We start from the raw sequence: 18895 nt of genomic DNA, 5'->3' as shown, positions 1-18895 counted from the left end.
GAAGGAAATGGTGGAGCTGATCGGGATCGAACCGACGACCTCGTCATTGCGAACGACGCGCTCTCCCAACTGAGCTACAGCCCCATTCGAAGAGGGGTTTAGCGCAATATCGCGCAGGCTGAAAGGGGGGAATTGGAGCATTTCCTGGACAAGTTGATGCTGCCTATCCGGCTCGGACCCGCAGGGCCGAGCAAGTGAAAGGCAGAAGTGCTCCAGGACCTATTCGGTCGGCAGCGCCAGGGCGATCTGTCCCGGCAATGTCTCGACCGGCTCAAAGCGAAGATTCGTGCAATTGGCGGCAAAGACCTCGGCCCAGGCCGCGCCGCGCTGCTCTATATAGGCGATGCGGTTTGCCTCTCCCTCCAGAGTCGCCTGTTGCGCCGCGGCGCTGGCCCGTTCGGCCGCCTGCATGAAACCGTCATCTGCGAAATAATTGCAGCCCGGCACGTCAATGGTTTTCCAGGCGACAAGGGCGATGTCGATAACGTCGCGCGCGATCTGCCGGCTGAAACTCATATAGGGTGCCAGGTCCGGATCGCCGCAGACCCGCGCCGCCGCCCCGGCACGCATCTGCGCAACCCGATCGGGTGTGTCCTCGATCTCCTCGGATGCCGCGGCGACGATTTCGCGAAGCCGGATCTGGGCCGCAACCTGTTCGAGCGGTGAAAGATAGTCGATCGCGGTGTCAAAGAGCGCGCATCGGGTGGTCACATCGATTCCCACCGCCAGCGCTTCGGCATCGGTCATCATCTGCTCGACATCGGCGGCGTCGTCCTGGGCCACCAGGCTGCCGGCCATCAGCATCGAGATAACCAGTGCCGCGCTGCACGCGCGTGACGATAACGGGGGCCAGTGGGACAATAACAAAACCTCTATAGGACCAGGCGGCGGTCCGAACCCAAGCACATCACCAATGTGGCTGTTTTGCGAAACCTGCGCGCGTCACAGTCTTTCGCAGGCGATACATAAAGGAGTCGTAAAGGCTAATTGCCTCAAATATTAACGAGTGGTTTCCGTATGTGTGGACATTTTGCAACAATGCCTTTGCAACCCGCCCGAACGGCTGTTGAACAGGGCTAACGGCTGTTGCGCGCTCAACCGGCATCGCTAGAGTGGGTCTTGCGAATCCATGCATGGGATCGTTTGTCGGTCGCAACGCGACGGCAACACACGACACCAACAATAATGTGGTCGCGTTTCGACAAACTGCCGGATAGCCCGGCCAAACTGAATGACTGACTTTGGAGGTCAATTATGAAACTTAAGAGCCTTCTTCTGGGTTCTGCAGCTGTTCTGGCCCTGTCGACGGGTGCCCAGGCCGCTGATCCGATTCCGGCGACTTTTGTGTCGCTCGGCGTCTGCGATGCCTACGGCATCTCGGGCCTGACCATTGAATCCGACGACACCTGCCTGTCGATCTCGGGTGAAGTGTCCTACGAATACTATCACGAAGAAATCGGCGGCGTTTACGAAGTCGGATCTGTTACCGAATGGGAGCTGATCTTCGAAGCCACCACGCAGACCGACGCCGGTGCTGCCGTGGCCTATATCGGGCTTGAAGGTGACAGCACCTACACCGGCCTTCCGATGGTCGGTGCTGATTCTATCGGTTTCAGCGAAGCCTACGTTCAGTTCGGTGACACCACCGTTCTTTCGGCTGGTAAGAAGGACAAGATCCTCGACACCGAAGTTCTTGACCATGCTTATGGTAATGACGAACTCGGCGACTTCGATTGGGATTTCGACGAAAACGATCTGGTCAACCCTGTTACTCAGGGCGGCCACGTCATCACCATCGAATCGCTGGTCGCTGATGGCTTCACCGTTATCGCCGGTCTCGAAGACCTCGAAGGCGACGGCACTGCACTGCTCGGCGTTGAATATGACGGCGGCATGTTCTCGGCTGAAGCTGCCGTTCTCCTTGGCGACCTTTACGGCGCCACTGATCCGGTCAACTTCTACGCTGCTGTTACCGCTGAATTCGACTCGTTCGAAGTCCGCGGCGGCGTGATCTTCGACGATACCGGCTACTGGATTGCTTCGCTGGGCGCTTCGGCTACCCTCGACATGTTCTCGCTCGACACCGATGCCTTCTTTGAAGACAACGGCGATTGGGGTGTTGCTGGTGAAGGTTCGTTCGACGCCACTGATACCGTTGCCGTTTACATCGGCGCCGGCTACCAGGAAGTCGCTGCTGTTGACATCTTCACCGTTTATGCTGGTGTTGACGCTGACGTCACCGAAACCATCGCTGCCAACGCTGAACTCGGCTACACCGACAACGGTGGCGCTGACTACATCTACGGCGCTGCTGGCCTGACCTACGCTCCTGGCGGCGGTTTCGAAACCAGCATTAACGCATACGCCAATACGGTCGACGACTACCGTCTGTCCTTCGAAGCTTCCAAAGAGTTCTAAGAACTCTTCGCCTCGAGGCGATTTTTGGAAAGGCCCGGCACTTGCCGGGCCTTTCTTTTTGCGTTCGGCCCATTTGCCCAGGAAATCAGGGCGTGTAATGGCTTCGCTACAGCCCGAAATGCTTTACACTCATGGCCCGATTACCGAGTCGACCGACATTGCCGCCTCGCGGCGCAAACTTATTGGCTTTGAATGATTTTTCCCCGCCTTCTCTCATTTGCCGTACCAGCTTTCGTCTTGCTGACCCCAACCCAAGCGGCCCTCGCCCAGTATCAGTCACTCGATCAGACGGTGGAGAACGGCGCTGAATCCGGAGAACCCTTCGCCTGGGCTATCCAGATCGCTGCCGGCCAGCCCACGCTGACCGGAAACGTGCCCTACGCTTCGATCGCCACCATCCTGGCCGAGCGGGCAGGGAGCGACCACGATGGCATGACGATTGCCGAAGGCGCGCCCCTTGGCTTTTTGCGCGACGCCATGAAGGCCATCGCAGCGAGCGAAATGCTGGTTGACGGTTCGATCGCCTATGATGAAGGGGAATGGAGCGTTTCGGGTACTCTGGCGCCCGATCAGGATATCGCGGCACTGACCGACGTGCTTGGTTCTTCAGTCGGCACCGGAACCGAATGGGTCGTCGCGGTCGAAACATCCGGCCCGAACCAGGAGCAAGCCGCTCAACCCGCCGATCCGCTTGCGCAGGACATCGTGGAGTCGGTTGAAGATCTGCTTGAGGAACATACCGCTGAGACTGGAGATACAACAGAAAACGCCGACGCCGGTGCGCCTGAGCCGGAACCGCTCGAAAATGAGACGGACACGGCTCCCCAATTGACTGCGGAGGCCAGCGAGCCGTCCGACGATGCGGCACAGCTCCAGCAAGACCCTGAGCCCGCACCCGCCGACAATCCAATCGTCCAGAACGATGCGTCGGCAGAACAGCCTGTCGCCCCGGCCGATACCGCAACCACAAACACCGACCTGTCGGCCCAGGCAGCTCAGTGCCGCGAGCAGGTCACAGCGCTCACCGCGAACAACCCGATATCATTTGCTTCGGGCCGCACGGCGCCGACCGCGGCTTCGGAAGGCGTGATCGCCGAAATCGCCGGCATACTGGCCGTTTGCCCTTCGCTTCCGGTTTATGTAGAAGGACATACCGACGCCGATGGGCGCGCCGAAACCAATCTCGTCCTGTCCCTCAGCCGTGCCGAGGCCGTGGTTGATCGGTTGGTGGAGCAGGGGATCGACCCGCAGCGCCTTTTCGCCGTCGGTTATGGGGCAAGCCTTCCCGTCGCATCCAACGATACGGCGGCTGGCAAGGCGGAAAACCGGCGCATCGTCTTCAGCTTCGAGGATATTGCGCAATAGCATAATGGGTTGTGCGCACCAGCTATCGACGCGCACCGATTGGGGAAGAGGGGCTTGGCAGTGAGTGACATTGCGTATCTGATTGCTATCAACTGGCCGTTTCTGATGCTGGCCGTGCTGATCGGCATCGCGACCGGCTGGTATGGCGCACCCGAAGATCGCGGCTGAAGGCAACACCCATGGATCCCACGCCCCACATCATTCCCAGCGCCCTGCTGCTGCTCGCCGCCTTTTTCATCGGCTGCCTTGTAGGCTTCATGCTTAAACGCATGCTCGGCCCGCGCCGGCAGACAGCGTCGGCCCCGCAGCCCGATCAACAGCAAGCGGCCAGGCCCTCGGCCACCCGCGACCTCTGCGATCCAGCCCTGGGCCTGCTCGACGGTCCCATTGGTGGGCAAGCCGATGATCTCAAGAAAATCAAGGGCATCGGCCCCAAACTTGAATCGGTTCTGCACGACAACGGCGTCTATCATTTCAGCCAGATTGCCGCCTGGAACGCCAAATCCATCACCATGATGAACGCCCGCCTGTCCTTCAGGGGACGCATCGAACGCGAAAAATGGGTGTCGCAGGCCAAGGCGCTGGTCAGGGCCAATAAGTCGTAGGCGGCTTGCGCGTCAGCTTTGCTCGTCGTCTGCCCGGCAGATATCGCGCAAGAACGCCGCTATGGCCTCATGCTCCGCGGAATCGTCGAGCAGCGCCGGTGATCCCTGGTCGGAGATGACCAGAGTGGCCGCATCGCGCCGACGATGCGTCATTTCATCGTATGTGGCCCGCCGCACCTGATCGGTCAGTTGCGAGCGCACGATCATCAGCGGCGCGTGCGAGAGCGTGTCGAACAATGGCCATTGCGGTTCGAGAACGTCGTCGAACTCGAACTGTTCGAGCTGCTCGATCAATTGGCTGTCGAAAAGCGCGCGCAGCTTCCCGCGTTCATCCTGGGCATAAATGCGCTGCGCGAACCCATCGAGCCGCACTTCGGATTCGCCCGGATAGTCGGTGCTCAAGATCTTGCGCAGGGCGGCACTGGCCGCCGCAGGCGATTTGAGCGCTGCCAGATGACGAAAATTGTTGCGCGTGCGTACCAGGCCGCGCGGATCGGTCACCGGGCCAGAATCGATCAGGATCGTCCCGGCAACCGCGAGCGGCCGGCGGCCGGCCATGACCATCGCCACCTGACCGCCATGGCCTTCGCCGGCCACAACGGCGCGCGGCACATCGAGCGCCGCCATCACATCGAGCACGCAATCGGCATCGGCCAGCGTGGAATAGCGGGCTCCCTTGCCCAGATAGGACGAGCGCCCCCGGCCGGGCAGGTCGATCAGGATAAAGGCGAAACCGGTATCGGGCAGGCGGTTGATGGCGCGCGGCAGCGCGGCAAAATCGGACATGTTGCGCACATAGCCCGGCAGGCAGACGATCGGGGGCACATCGTCGGCGATCTCGCCGTGAATGTGAACGGCGATCCTGGTGTGGGCCGCTCCGCAAACGATCGTCCGGACCGGCAGATCGGAAAAAAGCGGTGTTTGAGGCAGGGGAGTTGCGCGCTTGAACATGATGCTTCATACCACGCCCGGCGGCGCAGACAATCGCGGTAACATCAGGCCCTGGCCCCGTCTTGTCGCGCCACGCAAGTGCCACTATGGTGCGCCAGTTTTGGGGGTGACAAAACCGTCATCCCGCGCCATCAAGAAACACCCCGTTAGGGATCAAGCGCGATAATCTCGTTAAGGGCGGCTGCCAGGCGCGCCATCTGTCGAAAATCAAGGACTGTCTCACATGTTTTCCGGGTCGATCACGGCGTTGGTAACGCCGTTCCATAAGGGTGCTGTTGATGAAGACGCCATGGCGCGCTTCGTCAAATGGCAGATCGAGGAAGGCACCAACGGTCTGGTTCCGGTGGGTACCACGGGCGAGAGCCCGACGGTCAGCCACGAGGAACATCGCCGCGTCATCGAGATTGCCATTGAAGTGGCCGACAAGCGTGTTCCCGTCATTGCCGGTGCGGGTTCCAATTCCACGCGCGAGGCCATTCATCTGGCCGAATTTGCCGAACAGGCCGGGGCCGATGGCATCCTCACCATCGTGCCCTATTACAACAAGCCCAATCAGGAGGGCCTGTTTCAGCATTTTTCGGCCATCGCCAAGGCAACCAGCCTGCCGGTCATTCTCTATTCGGTGCCCGGCCGCACCGTTGTCGATATCAACGTCGAGACCATGAAGCGTCTGCGCGATGCCTGCCCCAATATCGTTGGGGTCAAGGACGCGACCGCGGATATGAGCAAGGCGACCATGACGCGCGTTGCGCTCGGCTCGGACTTCATCATGCTCTCGGGCGAGGATATCACCGCGCTCGGGTTCAATGCCCATGGGGGCAGGGGGTGCATTTCAGTCACCTCCAATGTCGCGCCCCGGCTCTGCTCGGCGTTTCAGGCCGCCTGTCAGGCCGGCGATTTCGGCACGGCACTCACCATTCAGGATCGGCTTGCGCCACTCCATAAGGCACTGTTTATCGAGCCCAACCCCCAGGGCGTCAAATACGCCGCCTCAAAGCTGGGTCTGTTCGGCGACGAAATCCGGCTGCCCCTCGTCCCGGTGACCGAGACCACGCGCGCCGCGATCGACGCCGCTCTGGTCCACGCCGGGCTCATCAACTGATCGATAGAGAATGGCACCAAAGAAAGAAAAAGGTCTGCTTGAAACCGGCATGGTGGCTGAAAACCGCCGGGCCCGGTTCGACTATGAGGTTCTCGACACCATCGAGGCCGGCATCGTGCTGCGCGGGACAGAAGTGAAATCCCTGCGCAACGGCAAGGCCCAGATCGCCGAATCCTACGTGTCGCCCGAGGGTGGGGAACTTTGGCTCATCAACGCCAACATCCCCGAATACGTGCAGGCCAACCGCTTCAACCACGACGAAAAGCGCCGCCGCAAGCTGCTGGTCTCGCATCGCGAACTCGAAAAACTCGCCAAGGGCGTCGAGCGGCAGGGCAACACCATCGTGCCCTTGAAGCTCTATTTCAACGAGCGCGGCATGGCCAAACTGCTGATCGGGCTCGCCAAGGGCCGCAAGTCCCACGACAAGCGCGACGTCCAGAAAGATCGCGACTGGGCCCGCGACAAGCAGCGGATTCTAAAGCAGGGCTGATCCCGCTTGAGAGGGGCGGGCCTCCTCGATTGCTGAGTGTACTGGATCCCGGATCAAGTCCGGGATGACCGGAGGAGAAGGGGCGAGCTATAGAAAAATGGCGTCGACTTCTGCCAATTGGTCAGTCTTGCTTTTCCCGAGCCCAACCTCCCCACCACCGTCATCCCGGCCTCGAGCCGGGATCCAGTTCCCCCCGGCGCCGGAGGTGGGCGCTCAGCCTTCTGCCGTTATCGCCGCCTTCGCCTTGCCCATCGCGTCCTCGAACATTTCCGTCGTCAGCCTCCCCGTATTGGTGTTGTAGCGCGAGCAGTGGAAGCTATCGATCAGCGTCCGCCCGTCGCTCAGCTGATGCTCGCGTCCATGGCCGAACGGGAAGGCGGCCCGGCGTTCTCCCAACGCACTGAGCAGCGATTCATGGGCGATGCGGCCCAGCGCAAAGAACGCTTTTGCCTGCGGGTTGGCCGCGATTGTCGCAGAAAGAAATTGGCGACAGGTGGCGATTTCCGCTCCCGTTGGCTTGTTCTGCGGCGGAACGCAACGCACGGAATTGACGATCAGCGTGTCGACGAGCTGCAGACTGTCATTGGGATCGGCCTCGAACTCTCCGGTCGCCAGGCCGAATTTCTTGAGCGTTGCATAAAGCAGGTCCCCGGCGTAATCGCCGGTAAACGGCCGCCCGGTCCTGTTCGCCCCGCGCAGTCCCGGCGCCAGCCCCACAATCAGCAGGCGCGGGGCAACATCGCCCCAATTGTCCACCGGCGCATTGTGCCAATCGGGAAACTGTTGCCGGTTGATATGCCGGAACTCGGCCAGCCGCGGACAGAGCGGGCAATCGGATGGTGGGTTGGTCTGAAGCGCCAAGGTCGTCTCGCTCAAGAATCAGGGCGAAACATCCTCTCTGGCCGCCTGCTGGCGGTCAACCTGCGGGCGTCCCACGGTCTTGGCCAGGGTGGCGATCTCGAGGAAATAATCGGCCTGCCGCCGCAGGTCGTCCGAAATCATCGGGGTTGGCGTCGTCAGCGTCGAAGCGACGGTAACTTTCTTGCCGCGCCGCTGTAGGGCCGCGACGAGGGCCGTGAAATCGCCGTCGCCCGAAAACAGAACCAGATGATCGTAATGGGTGGACATCTCGAGCGCATCGATGGCCAGTTCGATATCCATATTGCCCTTGATCTTGCGCCGCCCCTGCGCGTCGATAAATTCCTTGGCGGGCTTGGTCACCACCGTGTAGCCATTGTAGTCGAGCCAGTCGATCAGCGGGCGGATCGAGGAGTACTCCTGATCCTCCACAAGCGCGGTGTAATAATAGGCGCGCAACAGATAGGCGGTGTCCTGAAACTCGCTCAGCAATCGCTTGTAGTCGATATCAACGCCAAGCGCTCGGGACGTGGCGTAAAGGTTGGCGCCGTCTATGAACAGCACGACCTTTTCCCTGGAATCGAACATATGGACAAAAGCTCCAAAACAAAAAACGGCGGAAAAATTTGCAAGCACGTATCTGGCTCAACGCCGCAGGGGCGAAAGAAGTTCACCCGGGGCGCAAATTAACATCGCCCGGCAGGGCAAACGCCCGCTTGTCATCGCCATAGCCCTCGTGTAAGAGAACGGGCAACTCCCCTAAAGCAATGGAGACCGGCTGTGGCACGCGTCACCGTAGAAGATTGCATTGAAAAGATTCCGAACCGCTTCGAGCTGGTTCTTGCGGCCGCCCATCGCGCCCGCATGATCTCCTCTGGCGGCCAGATCACCGTGGATCGCGACAACGACAAGAACCCCGTCGTCGCCCTGCGTGAGATCGGCGATGGCACCATTTCGCCTGACGATCTGCAGGAAGATCTGATCCACTCGCTCCAGAAGTACGTGGAAGTCGACGAGCCCGAATCCGATATCGCGCCGCGCATCGAAACTTCTTCGGACGAAGAAGGTCCGGTGTTCGACACCATTTCCGAGGAAGAGCTGCTCCGCGGCATCGAGTCGCTGGCTCCTCCCGAGCGTCGCGACGATTGATCGGCGCAAGCCTTTCCCTATAGTATTTGCAAAGGCGTCAGGCTCCGGCCCGGCGCCTTTGCAGTTTGTGAACTTGAATTTGCCTGGAGTACCCCGGCGCATGATGCGTCAGTACGAACTCGTCGAACGCGTTCTCGCCTATAATCCCAATGCCGACGAAGCCCTGCTCAACAAGGCTTACGTTTACGGCATGCAAAAGCATGGCAGCCAGACGCGGGCCTCGGGCGACCCCTATTTCGCCCATCCGCTCGAAGTCGCCGCCATCTTGACCGATCTCAAGCTCGACGATGCCACGATCGCCGTGGCGCTGCTCCACGACACTATCGAGGACACCGACGCCACCCGCGCCGAGATCGACGAGATGTTCGGCACCGAGATCGGCCAGATCGTTGACGGGCTGACCAAGATCGACCGCCTCAACCTCGTTTCCCGCGAGGAGGCTCAGGCCGAAAACCTGCGCAAGCTGCTGCTGGCCATTTCCCAGGACGTGCGCGTTCTGCTGGTCAAGCTGGCCGATCGCCTGCACAACATGCGCACCCTCGAATTCATGCCCGTCCACAAGCGCGGCCGCATCGCGCAGGAAACCATGGACATCTATGCGCCGCTGGCCGGCCGCATGGGTATGCAGGACATGCGCAACGAGCTCGAGGATCTCGCGTTCAAATCGCTCTATCCCGAGCACTACAGCGCCATCGCCTCCCGTCTGGCACAGATGGAGATTTCCAGCCGCGAGATCGTCGCGGAAATCCGCAGCGAACTCGAAGAGCATCTGGCCGGGCAGGGGATCAAGGCAAAGGTGTCCTGGCGACTCAAATCGGCCTGGTCGATCTATTCCAAGATCGAACGCAAGGCGATCGCGCTCGAGCAGCTTTCCGACATGATCGGCTTCCGGGTCATCGTCGATACCATCGATGAGTGCTACCGCACCCTCGGCGTCATCCACACCAGCTGGAAGGTCGTGCCAGGCCGGTTCAAGGACTATATCTCGGTCCCCAAGGCCAACGATTACCGCTCGATCCACACCACCATCGTCGGCCCCGGTCGCCAGCGTGTGGAGCTGCAGATTCGCACCCAGGAAATGCATGCCATCGCCGAATTCGGCATCGCCGCGCACCAGCTCTACAAGGAAGCCATTTCCGGCGACATGCACAGGCTCGAAGAGGAGAGTCAGGCATATAACTGGCTGCGCTCGACAATTGCCCGGCTGACCGAAGGCGATAACCCCGAAGAGTTCGTCGAGCACACAAAGCTCGAACTGTTCCAGGATCAGGTGTTCTGCTTTACCCCGCGCGGGAGGCTGATTGCCCTGCCGCGCGGCGCCACACCCATCGATTTCGCCTATGCCGTTCACACCGATGTCGGCGATACCTGTGTGGGCTGCAAGATCAACGGCACGGTGATGCCGCTCATCACCCAGCTTCACTCGGGCGATGAAGTGGAAATCCTGCGCGATGCCGACCACACCCCACCGCCCAATTGGGAAAACATCGCCATGACCGGCAAGGCCCGGTCCGCGGTCCGCCGTGCCGTGCGCCAGGGGGCCTTCGCCCGCGCCATCTCACTGGGCGAGCAGGTGCTCATGGCGGTGATCGAGCGCGAGTCGCTTCAACTCAGCGAGGACGAGATCGCAGCCCTCGCCAACCGCTTCTCGATCACCGACCGCAATTCCATGCTGGCCGCCATCGGCGAGGGGCGCATCACCGCCGAGGATCTGGCGCGCGAAACCACGGCCCTAAAGGGCAAGCGGCGGCGCAAGGGCCGACTTGTATTGCCCGTCGCCAACGACGCCGAAGGCTGGTTCGCGCTGCGCAATGCGCAATATTTCAAGTTCCGCATGCCCGGCGGCCAGCACACCGCCATCAAGAAATTCGCCACGATGGTCGGGTTCGATTTCAACATGCCCGTCGATATCTCGCGCGAAGGCGTGGTGCCCGGAGACCGCATCATCGGCATCTTCCATCAGTCGGGGCGCATGGAAGTCTATCCCATGGAATCCGAGGCCCTGGCCGGCTTCCACGATATGGATGTGGGCTGGATCGACGTGCGCTGGGACATGGCCGGGAAACCCGAGACGCGGTTCAAGGTCGTGGTTTCGATGTATTCCCAGAACCGGCCCGGCTCGCTGGCCCAGATTACAGGGGCCATCGCCGCCTGCGATGCCAATATCTCCAATCTGGCCATGCGCGCTCTTGCCGCCGATTCCCATGAGCTTATCTTCGAGCTCGAGGTTCACGACCTCACGCAGTTGACAGACGTGCTGGCAACGCTCAAACGCACACCGGGCCTCTCGCGGGTCCAGCGCGCCAGCATGGTTCAGGCCAACGCCATTTCGGGCATGGAAGGCGCGCTTGAAGCGGGAACGCAAGAGACAACGGAGAGCCAAACCAAATGACCCAGGAAGAAGTCCTCGATATTTTCCGCTCCTGCGATGCGCTGCTCGAAGGCCATTTCATCCTGTCCTCGGGCCTGCGCTCGCCGGTGTTCCTGCAGAAAAACCGCGTTTTCATGTTCGCCGACAAGGCTGAAAAGCTCTGCAAGGCGCTGGCCGAAAAGATCAGGGCCGAAGGCTATGGCGACGTCTCCCAGATCGTCTCCCCCGCCGTCGGCGGCATCATTCCCGGCTATGAAACCTCACGCCATCTGGGCGTGCCGGCCATCTTCACCGAGCGCGTCAATGGCGTGTTCGAACTGCGCCGCAGCTTTTCGGTCAAGCCGGGCGAAAAAATCATCATCGTCGAGGACATCGTTTCGACCGGCCTCTCGATCCGCGAATGCATCGATGCGATAAAGGCCCTGGGCGCCGACGTGATCGCCGCCGCCTGCATCGTGGACCGCTCGGCCGGCGAGGCCGATGTGGGCGTGCCGCTGGTATCGTTGACCCAATACAAGGTTCCCGCCTATTCGCCCGACAACCTGCCGCCCGAATTGGCCGCTATGCCGGCTGTAAAACCGGGGAGCAGGGGGCTGCAATGATTATCGGCCTGGGCAACGACATCTGCGAAATCGCCCACCTCGAGCGCACGCTCGAACGCTTCGGCGAGCGGTTCACGCAGCGTTGCTTTACCGAGATCGAGCGCAACAAGTCCGACAGGCGGCGCTTGCGCGCTGCGTCCTACGCCAAGCGCTTCGCCGCCAAGGAGGCCTGCGCCAAGGCTTTGGGCACCGGCCTTTCCCGCGGCGTTTATTGGCGCGACATGGGCGTGGTCAATCTGCCCAGCGGCAAACCCACGATGAAACTGACCGGCGGCGCCGCCGCGATGCTGGCAAGGCTTGTTCCCGAGGGGCATCAGCCCCATATCCACGTCTCGATCACCGACGACAATGGCATGGCGCAGGCCTTCGTCATCATCGAGGCCCTGCCTGTTGACCCGGCCCGGCCGCTCCCGTAACAAACCTGCGAGATTTCCAACCCATGAGCACCCCTATGTCGGACGCCGCCAAGAAGAAGACCGGCAAGGGCGAACTGCGCGAAACCATCGTCATCATCGTTCAGGCGCTGCTGATTGCTCTGGTGTTCCGCACCTTCGCCTTCGAGCCGTTTTCCATCCCCACTGCGTCGATGCAGTCCAATCTGATGATTGGCGATTACATTCTGGCGTCCAAATACAGCTATGGCTATTCGCGCTATTCGCTGCCCTATTCCGAGGTACCCTGGAACGGGCGCATCATGGGCAACGCCCCCGAGCGGGGCGATATCGCCGTGATCCGGCCCGTGCCCCAGAGCGAAAACTACGTCAAGCGCGTCATCGGCCTGCCGGGCGACCAGATTCAGATGATCGACGGGCGTTTGACCATCAATGGCGAGACCGTGGAGCGCGAGCAGGTGGGCACCACCGTCGACCGAGACAGTTCTGGCGTCGACATTCCGGTTACCGAATACCGCGAAACGCTGCCCAATGGTGTGAGCTATGTCACCCAGGAGATTTCCGACAACGCCCAGTTCGACAACACCGGCGTTTATACCGTGCCTCCCGGCCATTACTTCATGATGGGCGACAACCGCGACCGCTCGCTCGATTCCCGTTCGCTTTCGGCGGTCGGCTATGTGCCGTTCGAAAATTTCGTCGGCAAGGCCGAATGGCGCTTCTTTTCCATTACCGATAACATCCCGCCCTGGCAGATCTGGCGCTGGCCGGGCAATGTCCGGTTCGACCGGATGTTCACTTCGGTTTACGAATGAGCTTGAGGGCGCGCGACCGAGAAGCGCTTGAGACAAGGCTGGGCTATGTTTTCAACGACCCCGGCCTGCTGTTGCGCGCCCTGACCCATTCAAGCGCCGTATCCCCTTCAAAACGCACCGCCGAGTCCTACCAGCGCTTTGAATTCCTTGGCGACAGGGTATTGGGGCTCGTGGTGGCCGACATGCTGTGCAAGCGTCTGCCCAAGGCCAATGAGGGCGAACTTTCGCGTACGCTGAATTCGCTTGTGCGCAAGGAAACCTGCGCGCGGGTGGCCCGCAAACTCGGTATGGGCTCATTCGTGCGGCTCGGCGAGAGCGAGGCGCGTACCGGCGGCGCGGACAAGGACGCCATTCTGGGCGATGTCTGCGAAGCGGTCATCGGCGCGATTTATGCCGATGGCGGCATCGATCCCGCCTATACCTTCGTGGCCCGCATGTTCGGTGATAATCTGGACGTGGCGCAGGCCCGGCGGGCCGACTCCAAGACCGCGCTGCAGGAATGGGCGCAGGCCAAAGGGCTGGAGCCTCCGGCCTATGTCGAAACGGCGCGCACGGGTCCCGATCACGCGCCGGTCTTTACAATCTCGGTTTCCGTGCGCGGCTTTGAAGCGATTACGGCGACCGGAACCTCGAAAAAACTGGCCGAGCATCAGGCGGCTGAAAAATTCCTGCTGCGTGAAGGCGTGTGGAAGGCCGACCAATGAGTGAAACCAACAATATGGCGACCAAATGCGGCTTCGTCGCCCTGGTCGGCGCCCCCAATGCGGGCAAATCGACGCTGCTCAATTCCCTTGTGGGCACCAAGGTGTCCATCGTCACCCACAAGGCCCAGACGACGCGGGCTCAGGTGCGTGGTGTTCTGACCATCGAGGAATCCCAGCTCGTCTTTATCGACACACCGGGCATTTTCGCGCCCAAGCGCCGGCTCGATCGCGCCATGGTGCAATCGGCCTGGACGGGGGCAGGGGACGCCGACATGGTCGCACTGATCGTCGATGCCCAGAAGGGGCTCAACGCCGAGATCGAAGCGCTGCTCGACGGGCTCGACAATATCCGCCAGCCCAAGGTTCTGGTTCTCAACAAGATCGACAAGGTCAAGCACGAGGAGTTGCTGGGTCTGTCGAAAAAGATCAACGAGAAGGTCAATTTCGAGACCACCTTCATGATCTCCGCTCTGCGCGGGCACGGCGTCGCCGATTTCGTTGAATGGTGCCGGGAAAAGGCTCCGCTCGAAGAATGGCACTTCCCCGAAGAGCATCTGACCGATCTGACAATGGCGCTGACCGCTGCCGAAGTGACGCGCGAAAAGCTGTTCCTGCGCATCCACGACGAAATCCCCTATCAGGCCACCGTCGAGACCGAGAGCTTCAAGATCCAGAAGGACGGGTCCTACCGCATCGAGCAGGTGATTTATGTCACCCGCGACACCCACAAGATGATCGTGCTGGGCGCCAAGGGGCAGACCATCAAGACCATCGGTGCCGAAGCGCGCAAGGAACTGATCGAGATGTTTGAAACCGACGTTCATCTGTTCCTGTTCGTAAAAGTCCGCGCCAACTGGGCCGACGACCCCGAACGCTACCGCGAAATGGGGCTCGACTGGACCAAGTAGAGCGCGCCCCGACAAGGCGGACACCACTTATCGGTTCGGACGCGCGACCAGACAAAGACACTGGTTTGACGCAATGGCCCGCCAAGCCAACCGCTGTCATCCCGGGCTTGACCCGGGATCCAGTAACCGGCAGCGCTCACGGCTCTGCATTGGGCGCTGAATGTACCGAATCCCGGCTCGGTGGCCGGGGTGACAGAGGGAGATGCAGTTTGGCTGCCCAACCAACCGCTGTCATCCCGGGCTTGACCCGGGACCCAGTAATCGGCAGCGCTTGTGGCTTACGCTGGGCGCTGAGCGTACTGGACCCGGCTCGGTGGCCGGGGTGACAGAGGGAGATGCAGTGTGGCTGCGCAACCAACCGCTGTCATCCCGGGCTTGACCCGGGACCCAGTAACCGGCAGCGCTCGCGGCTCTGCATTGGGCGCTGAATGTACCGAACCCCGGCTCGGTGGCCGGGGTGACAGAGGGTGAGGGACGCCAAGGGGTCGATTTCGCTATGGAAAATGCGCATGGAATGGTCCTCTGAAGGTCTCATCATCGGCGTCAGGCGGCACGGGGAATCCGCGCTGATCCTCGAGGCCATGGTGCCCGGCCATGGGCGCTGCCTGGGGCTGGTGCGCGGCGGGCGGTCACCGAAACACGCCGCCTTTCTGCAGGCCGGCAACTCGGCCCAACTGACCTGGCGAGCCCGCCTCGAAGACCATCTGGGCACCTTCACCGCCGAAGCGACCCGCCTTCGGGCCGCCGAAATCCTCTCCGACCGGCAAAAGCTCTATCTTCTCCAGCTGCTCGCCGATCATCTTCGCCTTCTTCCCGAGCGCGATCCGCATGACGAGTTGCTGCGCGGTGTCATTTCCCTGATCGATGAGGATCGGCACCCGCTCGATCTCGCCGCCGAGCTGGCGCGGTTTGAGATGTATTTGCTCGAGGAGCTTGGCTTCGGGCTGGATATCGAGACCTGCGCCGTGACCGGCGTGCACGAAAACCTCACCCATGTTTCGCCAAAAACGGGCAGGGCGGTCAGCGCCGAAGCCGCCGCTCCCTATGTCGACCGCCTTTTCGTGCTCCCGGCCTTTCTCACCGGCGCCGGTGATCCCACCCCGAAAGACATCGCCGCCGCCTTTGCGCTGACCGGGTATTTTCTCGACCGCCACGTCTGGGCGGCCCGCCAGATACGGCAGCCGGAAACGCGTGAATGGCTGGTCAGGAACCTCACGGCGGGATGAAAAAGCCCCGGGGTTTCTAGCGGATCATGAAATGCCCACTAGCGTCGATTCAAAAGGCGGGCTACCTCAAGCCTGGCTGCAACACGCAGCTTTTGAGGACGACATGAAAAAGACTATCCTTTCAATGCTGGCCGCCACGGCCCTTGTTTCCACCCCGGCGCTCGCCCAGAACGTTGAGTTCACGCTCATCAACGAATCCGGCTACACGCTGACCTATTTCTACGCCTCGCCCTCCAACGACGAGAACTGGGGAGAGGACCTTCTTGCCGAGATCGGTGTTCTCGAATCCGGCTACAACGGTACAGTGTTCATTGGCGACGGTTCCGATCAGTGCCTCTATGATTTCCGCTTCGAGACCGCCGAAGGTCCTGAACTCGAAGAATTCGAAATCGATATCTGCGAACTCGCCAGCTACACGCTGGTCCCCCAGTAATCGACCACTGCCCCCGCGCCGGTCACCCCGGCGCGGATTTCGGTCCGGTGCTCGCAGGTTTTCCACAAAACCCCCAAGCAATCCGGCAATTTCAAGCGCGCTTGGCTATACTGCCCCTCTGATTCGCTTGCCCTGAAAAGGATGGCCAATGGCCGATACTATCGATCCGCCCAAGGACGACAGAAAGGACGGGGAACGTATAGTCGATCTCAGGAGCGCCCTTGAGGAGCGCTACCTCTCCTATGCGATCTCCACCATCACCCAGCGCGCGCTGCCCGATGCGCGGGACGGGCTCAAACCCGTCCATCGCCGCATCCTGCACGCCATGCGCCTGCTCAAGCTCGATCCGGCGCAGGGCTACAAGAAATCGGCGCGTATCGTCGGTGACGTGATCGGTAAGTTCCACCCCCATGGCGACCAGTCCGTCTATGACGCCCTGGTGCGCATGGCGCAGGATTTTTCGGTCCGCTACCCGATGGTCGACGGGCAGGGCAATTTCGGCTCGATCGATGGCGATAGTGCAGCGGCCATGCGCTACACCGAAAGCCGGATGACCGAGGTCGCGCAGCGCCTGCTCGAAGCGATCACCGAGGACGCCGTCGAGTTCCGGCCCAATTACGATGGCGAGGACGAGGAACCCGTCGTCCTGCCGTCCAACTTCCCCAATCTTCTCGCCAACGGCTCGAGTGGCATCGCCGTGGGCATGGCGACCAACATTCCGCCCCACAACGTCTCCGAGCTCTGCGACGCCTGCCTGCATATTCTCTCAAATCCGGATGCGACGGCAAAAGACCTGATCCGCTTCGTTCCCGGCCCCGATTTCCCCACCGGTGGTGTTTTGGTCGATGATCCGGCGGCCACCGAGATCGCCTACACCACCGGCCGCGGCGGTTTCCGCGTGCGCGCCAAGTGGGAGATCGAAGACAGCGGGCGCGGCACCTACAATATCGTCATCACCGAAATTCCCTATGGCGTGCAGAAATCGCGGCTCGTCGAAAAGATCGCCGAACTGCTGCTCGCCCGCCGCCTGCCGCTGCTCAAGGACGTGCGCGATGAAAGCGCCGAGGACATCCGCCTCGTCCTAGAACCGCGCGCCCGGACAGTCGATGCCGTGCTGCTCATGGAATCCATGTTCAAGCTCACCGAGCTCGAAAGCCGGTTCTCGCTGAACATGAACGTGCTCGACAAGGGCCAGATCCCTCGCGTCATGGATCTGGCACAGGTGCTCAAGGCCTGGCTCAATCACCGCAAGGACGTGCTGGTCCGCCGCTCGCGCTACCGGCTCGGCCAGATCGAACACCGGCTCGAAGTGCTCGGCGGCTATCTCGTCGCCTATCTCAACCTCGATGAAGTCATCCGCATCATCCGCGAGGAGGACGAGCCCAAGGCCATAATGATGGCCAAATGGGACCTCTCCGACGTTCAGGCCGATGCCATCCTCAACATGCGCCTGCGCAGCTTGCACAAGCTCGAGGAAATCGAAATCCGCTCCGAGTTCGACAAACTCAGCGAGGAAAAGACCCACATCGAAACCATTCTCGCTTCCGAGAAAAAGCAGTGGGGCGTCATCACCACTGAAATCGGTGAGCTCAAGAAAGCCTATGGCCCCGATACCCCCCTCGGCCGGCGCCGCACCCAGTTCGCCGCCGCTCCCCAGACCGATCTGGCCGATATCGAAACCGCGATGATCGAGCGCGAGCCGATCACCGTTATCCTCTCGCAAAAAGGCTGGATTCGGGCCCTCAAGGGCCACAACAACGATGTTTCGGCCCAGACCTTCAAAACCGACGACAGGCTCAAGCTCGCGCTCACCTGCGAGACCACCGATAAGCTCTTGATGCTCACCACCGGCGGCAAGGTCTATACGCTGGGCGCCGACAAGCTGCCCGGCGGGCGCGGCCATGGCGAGCCGGTGCGCATCATGGTCGATATCGAGGAAGGCCAGGATATCGTCGATCTCTTTGTCTATAAGCCCGGCGCCAAGCGCCTGATCGCCTCCGATATCGGCAATGGTTTCGTGGTCGCCGAAGACGATCTGATCGCCAACACCCGCAAGGGCAAGCAGGTGCTCAACGTCTCCGGCAAGGGCGAAGCCAAGCTGTGCGTGCGCGCCGAGGGTGATACGGTTGCCGTCATCGGCCAGAACCGCAAGCTGTTGGTCTTCCCCGCCGCCCAGCTCCCCGAAATGAGCCGCGGCAAGGGCGTCCGGCTGCAAAAATACAAGGATGGCGGCATTTCAGACGCCAAGCTGTTCAATTCCGCCGAGGGCCTGACCTGGACCGATTCTTCGGGCCGGAACTATTCGAAATCCATGGAAGAGCTGCTCGACTGGATCGGCGACCGCGCCCAGGCCGGCCGCCAGCCCCCGACCGGCTTCCCGCGCAACAACAGGTTTATCGGGTAGGCGACGCCGGGGCCCAGGCGCTGCATAACCAAATCAACACTGTCATCCCGGCCTTGCGCCGGGATCCAGTACACTCGGCACGTGCGGCTCTGTCTTCGGCGG

General features: G+C 61.2%; 19 protein-coding genes and 1 tRNA gene. 15 read left to right on the top strand and 5 right to left on the bottom strand.

What is annotated here, in order from left to right; translation table 11 throughout:
* Nucleotides 1–8: 8 nt before the first annotated feature.
* Nucleotides 9–84 (bottom strand) — tRNA-Ala (locus OF122_RS11985).
* A gap of 135 nt (nucleotides 85–219) precedes the next feature.
* The gene (locus OF122_RS11980) at nucleotides 220–861 is read right to left on the bottom strand and encodes a hypothetical protein (RefSeq protein WP_264224471.1); all 642 of its coding nucleotides are present in this window, start codon (nucleotides 859–861) and stop codon (nucleotides 220–222) included.
* A gap of 393 nt (nucleotides 862–1254) precedes the next feature.
* Here OF122_RS11980 and OF122_RS11975 point away from each other — a divergent pair, with 393 nt between their 5' ends.
* The 3 genes from OF122_RS11975 (at nucleotide 1255) to OF122_RS11965 (ending at nucleotide 4388) form a co-directional block, all read left to right on the top strand.
* Entirely contained in the window at nucleotides 1255–2418 is a 1164-nt protein-coding gene (locus tag OF122_RS11975; protein ID WP_264224470.1) for a porin, read from the top strand.
* Nucleotides 2419–2610: 192 nt separating this feature from the next.
* A complete protein-coding gene (locus OF122_RS11970; RefSeq protein WP_264224469.1) occupies nucleotides 2611–3783 on the top strand; it encodes an OmpA family protein in 1173 nt (390 codons plus the stop codon).
* A 179-nt stretch (nucleotides 3784–3962) separates the two neighbouring features.
* A complete protein-coding gene (locus OF122_RS11965) occupies nucleotides 3963–4388 on the top strand; it encodes a hypothetical protein (protein WP_264224468.1) in 426 nt (141 codons plus the stop codon).
* Between the two features lie 12 nt (nucleotides 4389–4400).
* On the opposite strand, the gene OF122_RS11960 is transcribed toward OF122_RS11965, so the two are convergent.
* The gene (locus OF122_RS11960; protein ID WP_264224467.1) at nucleotides 4401–5339 is read right to left on the bottom strand and encodes an alpha/beta fold hydrolase; all 939 of its coding nucleotides are present in this window, start codon (nucleotides 5337–5339) and stop codon (nucleotides 4401–4403) included.
* A gap of 223 nt (nucleotides 5340–5562) precedes the next feature.
* On the opposite strand from OF122_RS11960, the gene dapA reads away from it, so the two are divergent.
* A complete protein-coding gene (gene dapA / locus OF122_RS11955; protein WP_264224466.1) occupies nucleotides 5563–6441 on the top strand; it encodes a 4-hydroxy-tetrahydrodipicolinate synthase in 879 nt (292 codons plus the stop codon).
* A gap of 10 nt (nucleotides 6442–6451) precedes the next feature.
* Nucleotides 6452–6931: an SsrA-binding protein SmpB gene (gene smpB / locus OF122_RS11950; RefSeq protein ID WP_264224465.1), complete on the top strand. Its 480-nt coding sequence runs from the start codon at nucleotides 6452–6454 to the stop codon at nucleotides 6929–6931.
* A gap of 213 nt (nucleotides 6932–7144) precedes the next feature.
* On the opposite strand, the gene OF122_RS11945 is transcribed toward smpB, so the two are convergent.
* On the bottom strand, nucleotides 7145–7807 hold the full coding sequence (locus OF122_RS11945; protein WP_264224464.1) for a uracil-DNA glycosylase: 663 nt from the start codon (nucleotides 7805–7807) through the stop codon (nucleotides 7145–7147).
* 3 nt (nucleotides 7808–7810) lie between these two features.
* Entirely contained in the window at nucleotides 7811–8377 is a 567-nt protein-coding gene (locus OF122_RS11940; RefSeq protein WP_264224463.1) for a LabA-like NYN domain-containing protein, read from the bottom strand.
* Between the two features lie 192 nt (nucleotides 8378–8569).
* Between OF122_RS11940 and rpoZ the strand changes: the two genes are divergently transcribed.
* From rpoZ to parC, 10 genes are all read left to right on the top strand, one after another.
* Entirely contained in the window at nucleotides 8570–8938 is a 369-nt protein-coding gene (gene rpoZ / locus OF122_RS11935) for a DNA-directed RNA polymerase subunit omega (protein ID WP_264224462.1), read from the top strand.
* 100 nt (nucleotides 8939–9038) lie between these two features.
* Nucleotides 9039–11330 (top strand): RelA/SpoT family protein, encoded by a 2292-nt coding sequence (locus OF122_RS11930; RefSeq protein ID WP_264224461.1) that lies wholly within the window; start codon nucleotides 9039–9041, stop codon nucleotides 11328–11330.
* Nucleotides 11327–11911, top strand: coding sequence for an orotate phosphoribosyltransferase (gene pyrE / locus OF122_RS11925; RefSeq protein WP_264224460.1), 585 nt, complete (start codon nucleotides 11327–11329; stop codon nucleotides 11909–11911). The genes OF122_RS11930 and pyrE overlap by 4 nt, the downstream gene beginning before the upstream one ends.
* A complete protein-coding gene (gene acpS, locus OF122_RS11920) occupies nucleotides 11908–12327 on the top strand; it encodes a holo-ACP synthase (RefSeq protein WP_264224459.1) in 420 nt (139 codons plus the stop codon). Before pyrE ends, acpS begins: the two co-directional genes overlap by 4 nt.
* A gap of 35 nt (nucleotides 12328–12362) precedes the next feature.
* Nucleotides 12363–13118, top strand: coding sequence for a signal peptidase I (gene lepB / locus OF122_RS11915; RefSeq protein WP_264227658.1), 756 nt, complete (start codon nucleotides 12363–12365; stop codon nucleotides 13116–13118).
* Nucleotides 13115–13822, top strand: a complete 708-nt coding sequence (gene rnc / locus OF122_RS11910) for a ribonuclease III (RefSeq protein WP_264224458.1) — start codon at nucleotides 13115–13117, stop codon at nucleotides 13820–13822. The genes lepB and rnc overlap by 4 nt, the downstream gene beginning before the upstream one ends.
* Entirely contained in the window at nucleotides 13819–14730 is a 912-nt protein-coding gene (gene era, locus OF122_RS11905) for a GTPase Era (RefSeq protein ID WP_264224457.1), read from the top strand. Before rnc ends, era begins: the two co-directional genes overlap by 4 nt.
* Before the next feature lie 509 nt (nucleotides 14731–15239).
* Nucleotides 15240–15956, top strand: coding sequence for a DNA repair protein RecO (recO, locus tag OF122_RS11900; RefSeq protein WP_264224456.1), 717 nt, complete (start codon nucleotides 15240–15242; stop codon nucleotides 15954–15956).
* A 103-nt stretch (nucleotides 15957–16059) separates the two neighbouring features.
* Nucleotides 16060–16389: a hypothetical protein gene (locus OF122_RS11895; RefSeq protein ID WP_264224455.1), complete on the top strand. Its 330-nt coding sequence runs from the start codon at nucleotides 16060–16062 to the stop codon at nucleotides 16387–16389.
* 148 nt (nucleotides 16390–16537) lie between these two features.
* A complete protein-coding gene (parC, locus tag OF122_RS11890; protein ID WP_264224454.1) occupies nucleotides 16538–18793 on the top strand; it encodes a DNA topoisomerase IV subunit A in 2256 nt (751 codons plus the stop codon).
* Nucleotides 18794–18895: the final 102 nt, after the last annotated feature.

This window comes from Pelagibacterium flavum (assembly GCF_025854335.1).
In the GTDB taxonomy this organism is placed as follows: domain Bacteria; phylum Pseudomonadota; class Alphaproteobacteria; order Rhizobiales; family Devosiaceae; genus Pelagibacterium; species Pelagibacterium flavum.
Note: the sequence above shows the minus strand (reverse complement) of the source record. Positions and strands in the feature narration are given on the sequence as shown.

Excerpts from the sequence above, each read along its gene's own strand:
- OF122_RS11975 (WP_264224470.1), top strand. The coding sequence starts at position 1,255 with ATGAAACTTAAGAGCCTTCTTCTGGGTTCTGCAGCTGTTCTGGCCCTG.
- OF122_RS11970 (WP_264224469.1), top strand. The coding sequence starts at position 2,611 with ATGATTTTTCCCCGCCTTCTCTCATTTGCCGTACCAGCTTTCGTCTTG.
- OF122_RS11965 (WP_264224468.1), top strand. The coding sequence starts at position 3,963 with ATGGATCCCACGCCCCACATCATTCCCAGCGCCCTGCTGCTGCTCGCC.
- OF122_RS11960 (WP_264224467.1), bottom strand. The coding sequence starts at position 5,339 with ATGTTCAAGCGCGCAACTCCCCTGCCTCAAACACCGCTTTTTTCCGAT.
- dapA (WP_264224466.1), top strand. The coding sequence starts at position 5,563 with ATGTTTTCCGGGTCGATCACGGCGTTGGTAACGCCGTTCCATAAGGGT.
- smpB (WP_264224465.1), top strand. The coding sequence starts at position 6,452 with ATGGCACCAAAGAAAGAAAAAGGTCTGCTTGAAACCGGCATGGTGGCT.
- OF122_RS11940 (WP_264224463.1), bottom strand. The coding sequence starts at position 8,377 with ATGTTCGATTCCAGGGAAAAGGTCGTGCTGTTCATAGACGGCGCCAAC.
- OF122_RS11930 (WP_264224461.1), top strand. The coding sequence starts at position 9,039 with ATGATGCGTCAGTACGAACTCGTCGAACGCGTTCTCGCCTATAATCCC.
- pyrE (WP_264224460.1), top strand. The coding sequence starts at position 11,327 with ATGACCCAGGAAGAAGTCCTCGATATTTTCCGCTCCTGCGATGCGCTG.
- acpS (WP_264224459.1), top strand. The coding sequence starts at position 11,908 with ATGATTATCGGCCTGGGCAACGACATCTGCGAAATCGCCCACCTCGAG.
- lepB (WP_264227658.1), top strand. The coding sequence starts at position 12,363 with ATGTCGGACGCCGCCAAGAAGAAGACCGGCAAGGGCGAACTGCGCGAA.
- rnc (WP_264224458.1), top strand. The coding sequence starts at position 13,115 with ATGAGCTTGAGGGCGCGCGACCGAGAAGCGCTTGAGACAAGGCTGGGC.
- era (WP_264224457.1), top strand. The coding sequence starts at position 13,819 with ATGAGTGAAACCAACAATATGGCGACCAAATGCGGCTTCGTCGCCCTG.
- recO (WP_264224456.1), top strand. The coding sequence starts at position 15,240 with ATGGAATGGTCCTCTGAAGGTCTCATCATCGGCGTCAGGCGGCACGGG.
- OF122_RS11895 (WP_264224455.1), top strand. The coding sequence starts at position 16,060 with ATGAAAAAGACTATCCTTTCAATGCTGGCCGCCACGGCCCTTGTTTCC.
- parC (WP_264224454.1), top strand. The coding sequence starts at position 16,538 with ATGGCCGATACTATCGATCCGCCCAAGGACGACAGAAAGGACGGGGAA.